The sequence below is a fragment of the Bacillus massiliigorillae genome, from assembly GCF_000380245.2.
Lineage (GTDB): Bacteria > Bacillota > Bacilli > Bacillales > DSM-1321 > Bacillus_AD > Bacillus_AD massiliigorillae.
On the sequence record NZ_HG428742.1, the window covers coordinates 482,928 to 500,810 of the forward strand.

Sequence of the window (17,883 nt, forward strand, 5' to 3'; positions counted from 1 at the left end):
TTATCCTATAAACAAGGATAACCTCTTTTACTATACACACTTTTTACATTTCAACTAATTTGGGCGACGCCGTCGTATCTCGCAACACTAATTCATTATTCAATACTACAATACGGTCTGTCTCTTTTCCTTCTATGAGTGAAATCATCATATCTGCCGCTCGTCTTCCCATTTCATATGGGTTTTGACTAACTGTCGTTAAACTAGGGGTCACATATTCAGATAACAAAATATTATCAAATCCAATAACTGAAAGCTGGTCAGGAATGGAAATATTTAATTCTCTTGCTGCTTTCATAACACCTAAAGCCATGACGTCACTCGCACAAAAAATCGCTGTTATTTCTGGGTATGACAATATAAGAGATATAGCACATTGCTTTGCCTTATCTTCATCAAATTCACCATTGTAAACATATTCAGGTTTAAATGGTAACTCACATTCTTCTAACGCTTGTTGATATCCCCTCAAGCGCTCTTTACTTACATGGGCAGTATCATGTCCATTAATAAAACCGATACATTCATGCCCTAGACGACATAAATATTTCGTAGCTTGTGTAGCACTTTCCGTTTGGTTCGTTGTGACATAGCCCGTGTTTGGCGCATCTATCGGAATATCAATAAACACACAAGGCTTACTACTTTGCTGTGCCTCTTGCACATAAGGATCATCAACTTTCAAACCTTGAATGATAATACCATCCAAATTCCGCTCATTGCATAACTGCTGATATGTTTTATTTCTTTGCTTTGATGTAGTAGTTGTTAGAACAACAAGCTCATACTCCATATTTTGCAATTGATCCATCGCTCCACATAGCGTTTGAAATAAGAAGTTATCTTTTACACCTGATCGTTTCAAATCTGTAATGAGCAAGCCAACTGTCTTACTGTTCTTCATAACTAAGCTTCTTGCCAAAATATTAGGTGTATATCCTAACTTCTCAGCAGCGACTTGAATTTTTTTCCTTGTATTTTCATTTACATCTAAATAACCATTTAACGCTCTTGAAACTGTGGTTGTTGAAAATCCAGTCGCTTTTGAAATATCTTTTATCGTTACCAAAGCATTTTCCTCCTCTCTCCCTTAATAAATTATGTTGGTTCATTATATACCATTTCTCAAATAACATTTATCCTGTTTTATTATATTAAATATTTTAATTATTCATAAATAAAACGTTTACAAAGTTTTTTTAAAAAAACAATTGAATTCCGAAACGTTTTGGATATAATAAAAGAGTAGTTAATGAAAACGGTTTCTAAAAATATCATAACATTGATTTTAATAGGTTTATATACTATTATGTCATTTTTTTATAATTCTAAAACGTTTTCATTATTAGAGTTATACAACATGAGGAGGCTATTGAGTATGAAAAAGTTTATCAAACCTGCTGTAGCAGTTATGACTTCTGCTATGCTACTTGCAACTGCTGCTTGTGGTTCAGATGATAGCAAAAAAGAGTCTGCATCTGGAGATACTAAAGGTCAAACAATTACGGTTGGTTCTTGGAAAGGTTCAGAAGCAGAAGCTGCTACTTACGATAAGTTATTAGAGGCTTTCACTGAAAAAACTGGCATTAAAGTAGAGAAGCGTATCTACAATGATTATGCTACTCAATTACAAACAGACTTAATCGGTGGAACTGCACCAGACGTATTCTACGTGGACGTATCTGAAGCACCTGCACTTATTGAAAAAGGTGTACTTGAGCCACTTGATTCATATATCGATAAAACAAAAGATTTCAATGTTGATGATTTCTATAAGCCTGCATATGAAGGATTCACAGGTACAGATAAGAAACAATATGGTATTCCAAAAGATAACTCAACTCTTGGATTATTCTACAACGAAAACTTATTTAAACAAGCTGGCGTAGACCCAGCAACAATTCCAACAGAAGCAACAGAATGGCCAGCATTCTTAAAAGATCTTCAATCTAAGCTTCCAAAAGGAAAACAAGCTTTCGTTTCAACTGCTGAATTAGCTCGTCATATGCACGTAATGCAAGCGAATGGAACTAAGATTGTAGATGAAGAAGGATATGCAGTTCTTTCTAAAGACGATCAATTACAATATTTACAAATGTATGTAGATGCATTTAAAAACGATAAAACAATCAACACAGCGAAAGATTTAGGACAAGGTAACTCTGGAGATTCATTCGGTGTTGAATCAGCTGCAATCATGTTAGAAGGTAACTGGGGCGTTGCAAACCTACAACAAAACTTCCCGGATGTGAAATTTGGAACTTTAGAACACCCAACACTTGGTGGTAAAAAAGCTTCTATGATGTTTACTGTTTCGTACTCAATGAACGCTGAATCTAAGAAAAAAGACGCTGCTTGGGAATTCATTAACTATGTAACTGGTACAGAAGGTATGAAATTATGGGCTGAAGGCGCTGGCGTTATCCCTAGCCGTACGTCTGTAACTGAAGCAATGAAATTGCAAGACAACGAATTAATGGCTCCATTCATCGCTGCTGCAGAATATGCAACTACTTGGTCAAATGGTCCAACATTACCAATTATTATGCGTGAATACAACAACATGCTTCCAGCTGCTGTTAAAGGCGAAATGACTTTAAAACAAGCAATGGAAAAAGCAGAAAAAACTGCTAACAAAGATATTAAAACACAAATTAAAAACTAATCGAATGACGCTTTAATGTCGAACATCGATCTTTTTTAAATATGCATTGGGCTGGAAGGCGCCTTCTTAGGAAATTCCTTAGAGGGTGCCTTTTACCAATACACGGAAGGAGCGAATCATATTGGCTACAGAAACACTGTCGACAAACAAAAAGAAATCAGCTAAGAGACGCCGTGAAGCCATGACAGGTTATGGCTTTATGTTACCAGCAATCATCATTATGGTAGTATTCACACTCATCCCTATCTTCTACGCACTCTTCCTTTCTTTCACCAAAGTCGACTTAATTGGTGGAATGAGTTTCGATTGGGTAGGCTTTAAAAACTACGCTAACGCCTTAAATGATGAACGCGTATGGATCGCGTTCAAGAATACATTACGTTATGTAATTATCGTAGTTCCATTACAAACAGCAATCGCTCTATTGATTGCATCTGTACTAAATTCAGGAATCAAATTCCAAAATACATTCCGTACAATCTTCTTTTTACCAACATTAACATCAAGTTCAGCATTAACTATGATTTTCATGTTCTTATTCAGCTTAAATGGTCCATTTAATAGCATTCTTGTACAAATGGGATTAATCGATGCACCGATTAACTTCATTAATGAAACTGAATTCGCATTAAATACAATCATGGCTATGAATATTTGGTCAACAGTACCATTCTTCATGACGATTTATTTAGCAGGTTTACAAGATATTGATAACTCGCTATACGAAGCAGCAGACATAGATGGTGCTAACGCATGGCAAAAACTAATTAAAATCACTGTTCCAAACTTAACGCCTGTTACAAACTATGTATTATTGATGGGTATTATTGGATGTTTCCAATTATTCGACCAAGCTTATATCATCTCCGGTGGTAGCGGGGGACCAAACAATGCAACATTAACTTTCTCACTGATTATTTATCAATACGCGTTTAAAACAATGGGTACAATGGGTTACTCAGCAGCACTAGCTGTACTATTAACGATTATCATCTTTGCCGTATCTATGATTGCTAAAAGAGTAAATCGTGAAGAGTCGCATTATTAAGGAGTGAACAATTATGAAAAAGTTTAAATGGTCAAGGGCCATCCTATATGCCATTCTCATCATATACGCTCTTGTAACGCTCTATCCGTTTCTTTGGGCAGTAATGGCATCGTTCAAACCATATAAAGAAATCGTCGCTGGTGGATTAAATATTCTACCTCAAGAAGGAACTTTAGATAACTTTAAATATATCTTTACGAAGGATCCACTTTTCGTGAAATGGATTTTCAACTCATTCATCATCGCGGGTATTGGAACAATCGTAAATATTATCATCAACACAATGTCAGGTTACGCTTTAGCTCGATTACGTTTCCCAGGTAGAAACTATGTCTTCTTATTAATTCTGGCAGTTATGATGGTACCTGCTCAAATTCTATTAATACCAAACTATTTAATCATGAAGTCACTTGGATTACTTGATTCTTACAGCGCACTGATTTTACCAGGTGCCATTAACTTTGCTTACATCTTCATGATGCGTCAATTCTTCATTAACTTCCCGAAAGAAGTAGAAGAAGCTGCTCAAGTAGATGGTTTATCCAGAACTCAAACATTTTTCAAAATCGTATTTCCAATGGCTCGCCCTTCAATCGCTACACAAGGTGTATTCGTATTCTTGGGCTTCTGGAACGAATTCTTAAAGCCATTACTATATATTTCTTCACCAGAGAAATATACGTTAACACTTGGATTACAAACATTCCAAAGTCAAAACTTAACACAGTGGAACTACATCATGGCGGCATCCGTCGTCTCAATTATTCCAATCATCATTCTATATATCATGCTGAACAAATACTTCATGCAAGGATTCAGAATCGGCGGGGATAAATAGAAAAGTGGAAGCGTCCCTTTAGCTTCGTATGGACTGGAGCCCTTCGACTGAGATAAAGGAAACACGAAGAACGCAGTGATTCGATGTTGACTTATCGTAGGGAGATTGGTGAAGTCCACTAGAAGCTGGGCGCTGGAGCTAGACAGCAAGAAAAGCCGCATGTCAGGTGTAAGGCTAGACAATAGAAAAGCGGAAGCGTCCGTTTAGCTTCGTATGGACTGGAGCCCTTCGACTGAGATAAAGGAAACACGAAGAGCCTAGCGATTTGATGTTGACTTATCGTAGGGAGATTGGTGAAGTCCACTAGAAGCTGGGCGCTGGAGCTAAACAATAGAAAAACGAAGAGCAATCATCCGAGATTGCTCTCACTTTCCATTCAAACAATTATATTCATCAACATAAGAAAGTAGGAACATCACTTGAAAACTCTAGAAGCAGTTATCTTTGACTTAGATGGCGTAATTACAGATACAGCAGAATATCACTTCTTAGCTTGGCAAAAACTTGGCGAAGATTTAAACATTCCTTTTGACCGTGAATTCAACGAAACATTAAAAGGTGTTAGCCGCACAGAATCATTAGAGCGCATTCTCGCACTTGGCAACAAACAAAATGATTTCACGGCAGAAGAAAAAGAAGCATTAGCAACGAAGAAAAACGACCACTATGTTGAATTAATCGCTAACATTACAGCAGAAGATTTACTTCCTGGTATTGAAAACTTCTTGAATGAGTTAAAAGACGCTGGCATCAAAATCGGTATGGCTTCAGCATCTAAAAACGCTTTTAAAGTAACAGACGGTCTTGGTGTTCAAGATTTATTTGATCATATTGTTGATGCAGCTACAGTTGCACAATCTAAACCACATCCAGAAGTATTCTTAAAAGCCGCAGAAGCTCTTGGCGTAGATCCTGCAAACTGTATTGGTGTTGAAGACGCACACGCTGGTGTAGAAGCAATTAACTCAGCAAACATGCTGGCAGTAGGTGTTGGTGAAGCTGCAATTCTTAACAACGCTAAGCATGTTGTATCTTCTACTGATCAATTAACACTTGCTCTTATGAAAGAACTTTTCGCTAAATAAGTTAGAAGTCTAATGACAAAACAAAGGCTTGGTAAAAAGATGTCCCTATCCATATAGGTTGGTATCTTTTGAAGAGCCTTTTTCCATAACTATACTCGACAATTTAGGAGGCTCTCCCCTATGACTTGGACATTAACATCCAATAAATTATCCCAAAAAGACGTACTACAAGACGAAAGCTTATTCTTCCTTGGTAACGGCTTCTTAGGTGTAAGAGGAAACTTTGAAGAAGGCTATGCACCAGATTATACAAGCATTCGCGGCACATATATTAATGCATTCCATGATATAACTGAAGTAACCTACGGTGAAAAATTGTATGGCTTCCCTGAAACACAACAAAAACTTATTAATATTATCGATGCACAAGAAGTAACCATCTATCTTGATGAAGAACGTTTCTCATTATATGAAGGTGAAGTACTTTCATTCGAGCGCAAGCTTCATATGGATAAAGGGTTTAGTGAAAGGATAATTCACTGGCGCTCTCCAAAAGGGCAAGAAGTCAAGCTACACTTTAAGCGTCTTGTATCCTTTACAGTTAGAGAAATATTCGCTATTCAAATTACAATTGAGCCAGTAAACTTCTTTGGCAAAGTAAAGATTGTTTCAACTGTAAATGGTGATGTTGAAAACTTTACAGACCCTAATGATCCACGAGTAGCTTCAGGTCATGCAAAGCGTCTGAAAGTATTGATGGCTAAAGAAGAGAATGGCATTTGTACGGTTAAAAACGAAACATATGTATCAAAACTACAAACAGCTTGCGCTACTCAATATGCTGTAAACACAAACCATACTGCAAGTCATACTGTTCATAGCGACTGTGTTGAGTCTCACTTCACATTCGAACTATCTAACACTGTTACATTCACTAAATGGAATGCATATACAGATACGCTTCGTCATGGTGAAGAGCTTGTCGGAAAAGCAACAGTAGCACTACAATCATTTATCAGTTTTGAAGATGCATTGTCTGCTCAAGAAGCATACTTAGCAGACTTCTGGAAAAATGCAGATATTACTATTGAAGGTGATTCAGATCTTCAAGAAGGCATTCGTTTCAATCTATATCACTTACTGCAATCTACTGGTCGTGACCCTCATTCAAATATTGCAGCAAAAGGATTATCTGGTGAAGGCTACGAAGGACATTACTTCTGGGATACAGAAATCTATATGATTCCCGTCTTCTTAATGACCAAGCCTGAATTAGCAAAAGACCTATTAATCTATCGTTATCACATTTTAGATGGGGCTCGTGCAAACGCGAAGATTTTAGGTCACAAGCAAGGTGCCCTATTCCCATGGCGTACAATTTCAGGAACAGAATGCTCTGCGTTCTTCCCTGCTGGTACAGCCCAATACCATATCAGTGCTGATATTGCATACAGCTATATCCAATACTATTTAGTAACACAAGATATACCTTTCATGGCTGAGTATGGTGCGGAAATGCTCTTTGAAACAGCCCGCCTTTGGATTGATGCCGGAAACTTCCACAAAGATAAATTCGTTATCAATGACGTAACAGGTCCGGATGAATATACATGTATCGTTAACAATAACTACTATACAAACGTAATGGCAAAGCATAACTTAAAATGGGCTGCGAAGGCTTATCAAATATTAGTTGAACAAGATCAAGATGCTCTACAAGCCATTATGAACAAAATTAACTTATCTCAAGATGAAGTAGCACAGTGGCAAAAAGCAGCTGAGTTAATGTTCTTGCCATATGATGCAGAATTAGATGTGAATCCACAAGACGATAGCTTCTTCCAAAAAGAAGTTTGGGATTTTGATAACACACCGAAGGAGAAACATCCTTTACTGCTTCATTATCACCCATTAACTCTGTATCGCTATCAAGTATGTAAACAAGCTGACACAGTGCTTGGACATTTCTTATTAGAAGATGAACAAGCTATGAGCACGATTAAGAATTCATACGATTACTATGAAAATATTACAACACATGATTCTTCTCTATCACACTGTGTATTCAGTATTATGGCATCTAAAGTTGGCTATCATGACAAAGCATATCAATACTTTATTGAAACAGCTCGTCTTGACTTAGATAATACGCATGGTAATACAAAGGACGGACTACACATGGCAAACATGGGTGGAACGTGGATGGCTATTGTTTATGGATTTGCAGGCCTACGCGCGAAAGAATCCGGGCTTTCACTTGCACCTATATTACCAAAACAATGGACAGGTTATAAATTCTCGATTACTTACCGCAACCGCCAAATTGCAGTAGCTGTTAATAATTCTGCTATAACATTACAACTTCTTGAGGGTGAAGCAGTATCAATATCTGTTTATAATCAATCGATTGATTTAATACCTGGCCAAGAAATAGGTCTTCCAATACAATAATACAAAAACCATCAGTACATCTTACTGATGGTTTTTTATATAATCTACTTTTTGTTCTTAAAAGTTAGTGTTTCAAATTCTTCAATTGGCATCGGTTTTGCAAAGACATATCCTTGAATTAGATCACAATGAATGCTTTTCAAGAATGCTACTTGCTTCATTCGTTCTACCCCTTCTGCCACTACTTTAATATCCAAATGATGTGCCATTCTCACCACATCAGCAACCAATATTTCTTCCTTAGTAGATGTCTCTTCTCGATTCAGAAACGACTTGTCCAACTTGAGAACATCAACCGGCAATACCTTCAATAAATTGAGTGATGAGAAGCCTGTTCCGAAATCATCCATCGAAATTAAAAAGCCTGCTTGCTTTAGCTCATTCATAATAGTAACGAGAGAATCAATATTCTCTGTAAAAGTTGATTCTGTTAATTCCAGTTCAATCATATGTGATGGAATATCGTATTTCTTCACTAGTCGAATTAAATTACTAGTAAAATCCGATTTACTTAAATGCACACGAGATACGTTAACAGAAATCGGTACAATTGGATAACCTAAAGCAATCCATTCTTGAAGCTTTTGACACACTTTCTCAAAAACATAAAAATCTAGTTTAATAATAAAACCATTTTTTTCAAAAAGCGGAATAAAGTCTGCTGGTGACAGCATTCCTACCTCATTGTTATTCCATCTTACCAAAGCTTCTGCACCAGCAATTTCATGCTGTAATACATCAAATTTAGGTTGTAAATAAACAACGAATTCTCCTTGAGCAAGTGACAACTCCATGCTTTCTTCAATAAATTTCTCTTTCAAAATTCGATTATGCATATCAGGCGTATAATAAGCAAACGTTTTTCCAATATCTTTTTTAAGACCTTTTCTTGCTTCATTTGCTTTATCTATTAAAGATGTAATATCTGTTTCACACGACATAATTTTATATATACCACAGCGCATCGTTAACTTAAATGGCTTTGGTTGATTATCTCCGTATGCCTGAACACGCTTTAATATAATTGAAATTTTCTCTGCCAACTTTGAAGAGTCACGTTCTTTCATTAAAACAAGGAAATAATCCGCTGATCCTCTACCAAACAAATCATCCTTTGTTAATTCTTCCGAAAAACAAGTTGAAATATATATGAGAGCATCATTTCCAGCTTTAAATCCGTATGTATCATTTATATTTTTGAACTTCTCTACATCCAAATAAAGAATTGAATATTCTTCTGGTGGATTATTTTCTAATATATATTTAGCATCTAATCTAAATTTTTCAAGATTTCTTATACCCGTTAAGGGATCTGTATAAGCGATTTTTTCTAGCTTCTTTTCCGTTCGTCTATGATTGATGATTACACCTATAAAAATAATAGCGAAAATCAAAAAAATCGTACCAATTAAATAAAAACTATATTTCTTGACTAATGTATCCCAAGAAATTTTATAAGGTTTTCCAAAAGTATTCTGATACATAATATCTTCAAAATGTTTATCTGTAATAGAAGCAATTGATTTATTAAGAATTGAGACCACTCTCGGATCAACTTGCGTAGATACACCTATCTTAAGAGGTACAACTGTTTCTGAAACGCCAACCATTCGATAATCAGTATCTTCTTGATCCCGCATTAATTCTGTATATTTATAAACGTTTATAACAGTTGTATCAGCATCTCCTTTATTTAAAGCCTCAATACAATCATCAACTGTTTGATAATATACAATTTTTGCACCAGCAAATCTTTTAGAAATGAAATTAACTGATGACTTATAAGCGGATGGCATAGCAATTGTATAGCCTTTGGACAGTTTAGCCTTTTTTCCTATCAAGACAGCGGGAACATCTATGAATTTTTGGGTTTCTAGAAATGCCTTGCTTTCTACAAGATTTGTATAACCAGCAAGTAAATCCGCCTTCCCATTTTCAATATACTGAACACTTTCTGCATAATTTTTGGTTTTAATGTATTCAAACTCAATTCCACTAATTTCAGAAATATTTTTCATTATATCAGCGCTAATTCCCTTATATGTATCTGTTTCATCATCATAGTATCCGACAGGTGCATAATCAGGGTCATATACAACGCGCAGTTTTGGTTGAGTACTAACATACTCATTTTCTTCTCTTGTGAATGCTGTATTTTCAATCTCATACTTAAAATTTTTCTTGTATAAATCTGCATCAATAAATAAGTTTTCTAATCTCATCTCAGACATTGCTTGATTAAATTCCTTCAACAAAGCGGCATTATCTTTGTTTAGAGCTATATAAACACCATTTACAGAAAACTTACTAATGATCTTTGTATCCCTAATGTTAGTAGTCAAGCTTCCTACAAGAATAGCATCCACTTGACCACTCTTCAGCCCTTCAACAAGCGATGCTGGGCTAATAAAATCCTTATATTTTACTGAAAAACCATGCACTTTAGAAAATTCCTTAAATTTAGAAACAAAAAAATCATTTGGAACAATTCCTACTGTTATATTATTAAAGCTTTTAAAATCATTATAAAAAAATTGTTGGTTACTATCGTTTGTAAGTAAAGTTCCATACTCATATCCGAAATGGAATTTAGGAAAAGCAAACTTGCTTTCACGTGCTTCTGAACGCTCTAAAGGTCCAAATAAATCTAATTCACCTCTCGATAATTTTTCTAGCCCTTCATCAAACGTTACTGGAATAAATTCGTATTTCCAATTCGCGTACTTCGCTAATTCTGTTAAATAATCATAAACAAAACCTTGCTTAAATTCCTTATTAATTGTACTAATTCCGTACCCTTCTAAATAGCCTACTTTTACTATTTTAGTATCTGATGAAGCAAACGTTTGAATAGGCGAATTAAGAATAAGAATGAGAACAGCAACTACTCCCCATATGTAAATGGATTTTGTTCGATAAACATTGTTGATAAAATTTAATAACATACGAGAACCTCTCTAGATTAAATGTATGTAACAATATCATTTTCTTAATCTTCTATTATTAAAGTAACAAATAAATTGCATCTTATTTCAATATAATTAATAAAATTTCGTTACAATTCATTAAAAACTGGTACCGATCTTTTTTGGTTAATGTTTATGCTTCTTGATATGTTCTTCCAATCGAAAAGGCCGTTGCTTCTAACGAATTAGAAGCAACGGCTTTTATGATATTATTTAATAAACTTTTCATTTCGCTCTTGCATACGTATTAAATAGCCTTCATAGTAGGAGGCTTCTTCTTCCGTAAGCTGCGAAGAATAAATGGAATCACTATGGTCTTGTATTGCTTTCAAAAACGTTAGCATGACATCCTGTACCGTCAATTCAATCTGTAATAGCTCGCTTAAGGAAGCCATTACCTCTGGAACGATAGATGGATATACAAACTTTGTCTCTACGTTTTCTTTAGCAATCGAGTAAAACTGCTTCACCAATTCAGCTCGTGTTGATCCACTACCTTCTACACAAAGGTAAATCTGAACGGCCACTCCATTACGTATTCTTCTTTGCGAAATGCCCGCAAACTTTTTCCCATTGATACTTAAATCATAGCTACCTGGACAATAAGAGCCAACAATTTCTCTCGCTTCAATCTCGACATCATACGCTCGGAACATGTAGCGAATGAGTTCAACCATTGCGTCGTACCCTCTATTGATATCAATACGTTTATCCACTTCAGGGAAAACTAGCGACAGGTTTAAAACTCCTGTATCTAAAACAACCGCTAAGCCTCCTGAATTGCGAACAATGGCACGATAACCATTATCCTCTAAATACTGACGCCCCTTTTCGAGAAAAGGAAGTCGACTATCTTGGATACCAAGAACAACCGTATGGTGATGTACCCACGCTCTTGCAATGGCTACTGAAGAACCTTGCCCCGCGATATGACAAAGTGTATCATCAGTCGCAAAAGATTGAAGTGCAGAAAACTGTGGTCCCATCGATGTGTGATCAATAATTCTCCAGGTCTTTTGATAAAGAATCGAACGTTCTTCCCTCATCTCGCGTGTTCCCCCCCTTTTGCTTCGTTACTCGCATTTTGTACTAGCCAAAAGCAAAATCTTACAGTGATTGACCAGCTGTAATTAATGCAAGCTTGTACACATCTTCTGCGTTACAACCACGAGATAAATCGTTAACTGGACGATTTAAACCTTGTAAGATTGGTCCAACAGCCTCAAAGTTACCTAGACGTTGCGCAATTTTGTATCCAATATTTCCCGCTTCAAGACTTGGGAATACAAATACATTTGCATCGCCTTTAATAACTGAATCTGGAGCTTTTTGTGCAGCTACTGAAGGAACAAATGCTGCGTCGAATTGGAATTCACCATCAACAACTAATGCTGGGTCTAGTTCTTTCGCAATTCTTACTGCTTCAGAAACTTTATCTGTTTCTGGAGACTTAGCAGAACCTTTTGTAGAGAAGCTTAGCATTGCTACTTTAGGATCAATGCTGAACATGCTAGCTGTTTTAGCACTTTCAACAGCAATCTCAGCAAGATCTTGGCTATCTGGAGCAATATTGATTGCACAGTCTGCCATAACAAGCTTTTCTTCACCGCGAACCATGATAAATACACCAGATGTTTTACGAATACCTGGTTTTGTTTTGATGATTTGTAATGCCGGGCGTACAGTATCAGCTGTTGAATGAACTGCTCCACTTACTAATCCATTTGCTTTATTCACGTGTACAAGCATTGTACCAAAGTAGTTTGCATCTAATAAAATTTTCTGTGCATCTTCTACTGTTACTTTACCTTTACGACGTTCTACAAATGAAGCTACTAGTTCATCCATTGCTTCATAGTTTGCTGGATCATATATTTCAACAGAATCAAGTGAAGCACCTAATTCTTTTGCTTTGCTTTCGATGTTTGCAACATTTCCTACCAAGATTGGTGTTAAAATGTTTTCAGCTGCTAATCTGCTTGCAGCAGTTAAGATGCGCTCATCTGCGCCTTCAGGAAAAACGATTTTCACATTTTGACCTGCTACTTTGTTTTTCAATGAAATAAATAAATCACTCACAATAAAAATCCTCCTTATTTCTTATATGATAAGCATACCCTCTTATCATCAAAATTTCTACGGAAGTAACAGAAAAGTTCCAGTTTTGTTTATTCCGAAATGTTTGTTTTATCAATCAAATCCACTCGCTGTTCACATTTAATATGCTGTTCACAGTGCTTAGCTGACCTATTTTCTTCATAAGGTATGATATAGTAAATGATGATAAATATAGAAGGTAACTGTGGGAGTGATTATTAATGAGTGAAGCAGCACAAACTTTAGATGGATGGTATTGCTTGCATGATTTCCGCACTATGGATTGGACAACTTGGAAAATGCTTTCAAGCGATGAAAGACAAGCAGCCATTTCTGAATTTTTAGGATTAGTTGAAAAGTGGAATAAAACAGAAGCAGAAAAAGCTGGTAGTCATGCATTATATTCAATCGTTGGACAAAAAGCCGACTTCATGATGATGATTGTCCGCCCTACAATGGAAGAATTAAATGAAATTGAAACGGAATTCAACAAGTCAAAACTAGCTGAATTCACAATTCCAGCTCATTCATATGTTTCTGTTGTAGAACTAAGTAATTACTTACCAGCTGGTGAAGATCCTTATCAAAATCCACAAATTCTAGCACGTCTTTATCCAACTCTTCCAAAAGCAAAACATGTTTGCTTCTATCCAATGGACAAGCGTCGCCAAGGTGAAGATAACTGGTATATGCTACCTATGGAAGAACGCCGCGGCTTAATGCGTTCTCATGGAATGATTGGTCGAAAATATGCTGGAATCGTTAAACAAATCATCACTGGTTCAGTAGGTTTTGATGATTATGAATGGGGAGTTACATTATTCTCTGACGATGTTCTTCAATTCAAGAAACTTGTATATGAAATGCGTTTCGATGAAGTAAGTGCTCGTTATGGTGAATTTGGTCAATTCTTCGTCGGTAATCTACTGCAAGAAGAGAAAATTACTTCTTTTCTTCACGTATAATTATTATTTATAAGAGACTATCTCAAAAGTAATCTCCATTTACTTTTTGGATGGTCTCTTTTGGTTTTATAGACTACTTCACTACATAAAAAATTTCTAGAATGATTTTTCAATGCATATTTTTCTCCCTTGTTCATACATTTGAAATAGTAAAGATTACTGCTAGTTACTGAAGTGCCAAGCTACTTCATCGCATATTGCTTACTAATCTTTTTTGATCATCAAGAGTCAACAATGAGGTGAAACAAATGGGAGTGATTCCGTATAACGAAGAAGATGTGAAGTTACTTGCACGCCTTATGCGTGCAGAAGCAGAAGGTGAAGGAGAACTTGGAATGCTTATGGTTGGTAATGTAGGCGTCAATCGAGTCAAAGCCACTTGCCTAGATTTCAAAAACATTGATACCGTATCAAAAATGGTCTTCCAAAGCCCTGGTGGCTTTGAAGCAACCCAAAAGGGCTATTTCTATCAGCGAGCAAGGCAAAAAGATATGGACTTAGCACGAAAGAATCTTAAAGGAAATAGATATCATCCTGCTAGCTATTCTTTATGGTATTTTAGACCAGAGGGTGAATGCCCACCTACTTGGTACAACCAAGCCAATTCAGGACGATACAAAGCACATTGTTTTTTCGAGCCTACTGGAGACGACTGCCCAAGTGTATATCAAACGTTTTAAACGCATAACAACAACAAGATTTACTGACATGTATTCATACTTACTAAAACTGCTATCATAGCATGTAAATTGGAGGTAAGAAGAAATGAACCAGTCTGGTCCAAACCCGTATGAAAACTATGGATATCGGCCTCAACAACAACCACCTTATTTCAACCCTATGCAAGGTGGACAACAACCAATGTATCAACAACCAATGTCCCAACAACCATCACCGCACCCAATGCCAACTACTCAGCAAGGACAAAGCTTCCAAGGAGGACCACTCGAAGCTTCTGGTGGTTTATTAGTACCTACACCACCCAGTACACCAACAACAGGTCCACAAATTCCTGGAATGTTGCCTTTAGAGCAATCTTACGTAGAGAATATTCTCCGCTTAAATAAAGGGAAGCTTGCAACCGTATATATGACTTTTGAGAACAATCAAGAATGGAATGCAAAGATTTTCAAAGGAATTATCGAAGCAGCAGGACGAGATCATATCATTCTAAGCGATCCTCAAACAGGTATTCGCTACATTCTACTGATGGTATATCTGGATTATATTACGTTTGATGAAGAAATTGAGTACGAGTATCCATTCGCCTCTGCACAGCCTTTGGCTACTTATTCACCAAGATGAAGATAGTCAACCGAGGACTAGTTTAGTCCATACCAAGAGTAAAACCCTCGCTATACTAGCAAGGGTTTTACTTTCATTATGCATATTTGTTAACAGCAAACACCATTAATAGCCAAGCTACAAGGAATGAAACACCGCCAATTGGTGTAATAGCTCCTAATACTTTAATTTGTGTAACACTTAATACGTACAAACTACCTGAGAATAAAATAACGCCAATAAACATTAACCAACCTGACCAATTAATAAGTGGCTTCATACCAAACTTACCTGCTAATAAACCAACGACAAGTAACCCCGCTGCATGAAACATTTGATATAGTACAGCCTTCTCCCATGTAATCATATATTTTGCTGGAATTCTTCCATCTAATATATGAGCTCCAAATGCACCTAATGCAACCGCTAAGAAGCCATAAATAGCACCTAATGATATAAATAATTTCATCTTTCCTGCTCCCCCTCTACTTTTACAAGTGTATTTTATTAGAAAATATTTTATTTTTAGTCAAATACCATTAAAACATATTGTTTTTGTAAAGAATAGTAAGAGGTCCTCTGTACAAAAAAAATTCATAATTTATAATGAAGAAAAGAAATCCGATACATAATTGATATGTCATCTCATTATTCATTAAATAAAGGAGTCTGAATCATGCACGAAACGATTTATCACAATACTAGTACAAGATCATTATTTCAAAAAGTTCTTGTCACATTTATTATTAGCCTTTTACTAGCAACTATTGGATTGTATGCTGGTCAGTTCATTCCACCTAGCCTTATGCTTCCACTAGCCATTGCAGAGTTTATCATGATTATTGCTGCTTTTTGGTTTAGAAGAAGAAAAGCCGTTGGATATACATTTGTATATGTTTTTGCTTTCATTTCAGGTATAACAACATTCCCTATCGTAAGCTATTACGCTTCAACTGCTGGTGCAGAAGCCGTATTAATGGCATTTGCTGCAACATTTGGTATTTTTACAGTATTTGGAATTGTTGGATCTACAATGAAGAAAGACCTTTCTTTCTTAGGTTCTTTCTTAATGGTTGTATTAATTGGTTTAGTAGTAGTAAGTATTTTAAGCATATTTATGCCTCTATCATCTACAAATATGTTAATCGTATCAGGTGTTGGAGCAATCCTTTTCTCTCTGTATATCCTATATGATTTTAACCAGATGAAACATCGTGGTATTTCAGAGGAAATGGTACCTCTACTTGCTTTAAGTCTTTATTTAGACTTCGTTAACTTGTTTATCTATTTATTACGTATAATCGGTATTTTAAGTAATGATGATTAATAAGAAAAAACATCACCGATCCTTTTGGATTTAGAATTTGCTTCTTGTTTTTACTCCTAATCCAAAAGGAGACACACGGCAGTCATAAGACGAACCATTCTTGAAAACCCTCTTTTGGTTTTCAAAATGGGTTGGCTTATGACCGAGTGTGTCAGGTGTCAGGTTAGACAACACGCAAAACTATATACTCCCTCTATTAAGAAAAGCACAAGCGACCGTTTGGCGACGTATAGATTGGAGCACTTCGACTGAGATAAAGTCAACACGAAGAGGCGATAGCCTTTTTCGTGTTGACTTATCGTAGGGAGATGGGCGAAATCTATACGTCGCTGGGCACTGGAGCTAGACACAGCACAAATTTATATACTTTCTTATCTGTTAAAAAAGCGTCCGAAAAATGATTTTCGGACGCTTTCTTTCATTTATTCACCTAAATCCACATTGTGGTACACTTGTTGAACATCTTCTAAATCTTCTAATGCATCAACTAATTTTTCAAATTGAGCTTGTGCATCAGCATCAAGTGTTACATCGTTTTGTGCAAGCATTGTTAATTCCGCAACTGTAAATTCTGTAACACCAGCACTTCTGAATGCTTCTTGTACAGCATGGAATTGATCTGGCTCAGCATATACGATTACCGCTTCATCTTCTTCAAGAATATCACGAACATCAACATCTGCTTCCATTAGTAGTTCAAGTACTTCATCAGCAGTCTTACCTTCTACACCAATAACTGCTGTAGCGTCAAACATGTAAGCAACGGATCCACTTACACCCATGTTCCCACCGTTTTTACCAAAGGCTGCACGAACGTTTGAAGCAGTACGGTTCACGTTATTTGTTAATGCATCTACAATAATCATTGATCCGCTAGGTCCAAATCCTTCGTAGCGAAGCTCAGCATAGTTATCATCTGCTCCACCTTTGGCTTTTTCAATAGCACGATCAATAATGTTTCTTGGTACATTGTACGTTTTAGCACGCTCTAAAACGAATTTTAATGCTTGGTTAGATTCTGGGTTTGGTTCACCTTGCTTGGCAACTACATAAATTTCAAGTGCGAATTTTGAATATAATCGACTAGTATTAGCATCTTTGGATGCTTTTTTCTCTTTAATATTGTTCCACTTACGACCCATTGCGCTCACTCTCTTTCAGCTTTAAATCTATACAAAATCATAAAAAATTAATCTATTTAATGAATAGAAGCAATT

Annotated in this window: 15 protein-coding genes; 9 read left to right on the forward strand and 6 right to left on the reverse strand. The window is 36.2% G+C overall.

Annotated features, from left to right (window positions below):
* Window positions 1-43: 43 nt before the first annotated feature.
* A complete protein-coding gene (locus TX86_RS18345) occupies window positions 44-1,069 on the reverse strand; it encodes a LacI family DNA-binding transcriptional regulator (protein WP_042351114.1) in 1,026 nt (341 codons plus the stop codon).
* A gap of 309 nt (window positions 1,070-1,378) precedes the next feature.
* Between TX86_RS18345 and TX86_RS18350 the strand changes: the two genes are divergently transcribed.
* The 5 genes from TX86_RS18350 (at window position 1,379) to TX86_RS18370 (ending at window position 8,027) form a co-directional block, all read left to right on the forward strand.
* Window positions 1,379-2,665 (forward strand): ABC transporter substrate-binding protein, encoded by a 1,287-nt coding sequence (locus TX86_RS18350; RefSeq protein ID WP_042351115.1) that lies wholly within the window; start codon window positions 1,379-1,381, stop codon window positions 2,663-2,665.
* Window positions 2,666-2,846: 181 nt separating this feature from the next.
* Window positions 2,847-3,713 carry a carbohydrate ABC transporter permease gene (locus tag TX86_RS18355; protein ID WP_230203679.1) on the forward strand — a complete coding sequence of 289 codons (867 nt, stop codon included), beginning with the start codon at window positions 2,847-2,849 and terminating at the stop codon, window positions 3,711-3,713.
* Between the two features lie 13 nt (window positions 3,714-3,726).
* On the forward strand, window positions 3,727-4,551 hold the full coding sequence (locus TX86_RS18360) for a carbohydrate ABC transporter permease (RefSeq protein WP_042351118.1): 825 nt from the start codon (window positions 3,727-3,729) through the stop codon (window positions 4,549-4,551).
* 419 nt (window positions 4,552-4,970) lie between these two features.
* Window positions 4,971-5,636: a beta-phosphoglucomutase gene (gene pgmB, locus TX86_RS18365; protein WP_042351119.1), complete on the forward strand. Its 666-nt coding sequence runs from the start codon at window positions 4,971-4,973 to the stop codon at window positions 5,634-5,636.
* Window positions 5,637-5,756: 120 nt separating this feature from the next.
* Complete coding sequence (locus tag TX86_RS18370) at window positions 5,757-8,027, forward strand: glycoside hydrolase family 65 protein (RefSeq protein ID WP_042351121.1); 2,271 nt, start codon at window positions 5,757-5,759, stop codon at window positions 8,025-8,027.
* Between the two features lie 44 nt (window positions 8,028-8,071).
* Here the strand turns inward: TX86_RS18370 and TX86_RS18375 are convergent, their stop codons facing one another.
* From TX86_RS18375 to pta, 3 genes are all read right to left on the reverse strand, one after another.
* A complete protein-coding gene (locus TX86_RS18375) occupies window positions 8,072-10,972 on the reverse strand; it encodes an EAL domain-containing protein (protein WP_042351123.1) in 2,901 nt (966 codons plus the stop codon).
* Between the two features lie 230 nt (window positions 10,973-11,202).
* Window positions 11,203-12,039, reverse strand: a complete 837-nt coding sequence (lipL, locus tag TX86_RS18380; RefSeq protein ID WP_042351124.1) for an octanoyl-[GcvH]:protein N-octanoyltransferase — start codon at window positions 12,037-12,039, stop codon at window positions 11,203-11,205.
* A 61-nt stretch (window positions 12,040-12,100) separates the two neighbouring features.
* Window positions 12,101-13,072, reverse strand: a complete 972-nt coding sequence (pta, locus tag TX86_RS18385; protein ID WP_042351125.1) for a phosphate acetyltransferase — start codon at window positions 13,070-13,072, stop codon at window positions 12,101-12,103.
* 239 nt (window positions 13,073-13,311) lie between these two features.
* Between pta and hemQ the strand changes: the two genes are divergently transcribed.
* The 3 genes from hemQ (at window position 13,312) to gerQ (ending at window position 15,360) form a co-directional block, all read left to right on the forward strand.
* Window positions 13,312-14,055 (forward strand): hydrogen peroxide-dependent heme synthase, encoded by a 744-nt coding sequence (gene hemQ, locus TX86_RS18390; protein ID WP_042351126.1) that lies wholly within the window; start codon window positions 13,312-13,314, stop codon window positions 14,053-14,055.
* Window positions 14,056-14,303: 248 nt separating this feature from the next.
* On the forward strand, window positions 14,304-14,735 hold the full coding sequence (locus TX86_RS18395) for a cell wall hydrolase (RefSeq protein ID WP_042351127.1): 432 nt from the start codon (window positions 14,304-14,306) through the stop codon (window positions 14,733-14,735).
* 85 nt (window positions 14,736-14,820) lie between these two features.
* Window positions 14,821-15,360, forward strand: coding sequence for a spore coat protein GerQ (gene gerQ / locus TX86_RS18400; RefSeq protein ID WP_042351128.1), 540 nt, complete (start codon window positions 14,821-14,823; stop codon window positions 15,358-15,360).
* A 76-nt stretch (window positions 15,361-15,436) separates the two neighbouring features.
* Here the strand turns inward: gerQ and TX86_RS18405 are convergent, their stop codons facing one another.
* On the reverse strand, window positions 15,437-15,808 hold the full coding sequence (locus TX86_RS18405; protein WP_042351129.1) for a DUF423 domain-containing protein: 372 nt from the start codon (window positions 15,806-15,808) through the stop codon (window positions 15,437-15,439).
* 207 nt (window positions 15,809-16,015) lie between these two features.
* Here TX86_RS18405 and TX86_RS18410 point away from each other — a divergent pair, with 207 nt between their 5' ends.
* Window positions 16,016-16,666, forward strand: a complete 651-nt coding sequence (locus TX86_RS18410) for a Bax inhibitor-1/YccA family protein (protein ID WP_042351130.1) — start codon at window positions 16,016-16,018, stop codon at window positions 16,664-16,666.
* A gap of 422 nt (window positions 16,667-17,088) precedes the next feature.
* On the opposite strand, the gene TX86_RS18415 is transcribed toward TX86_RS18410, so the two are convergent.
* Window positions 17,089-17,808: a YebC/PmpR family DNA-binding transcriptional regulator gene (locus TX86_RS18415; RefSeq protein ID WP_042351131.1), complete on the reverse strand. Its 720-nt coding sequence runs from the start codon at window positions 17,806-17,808 to the stop codon at window positions 17,089-17,091.
* Window positions 17,809-17,883 lie beyond the last annotated feature (75 nt).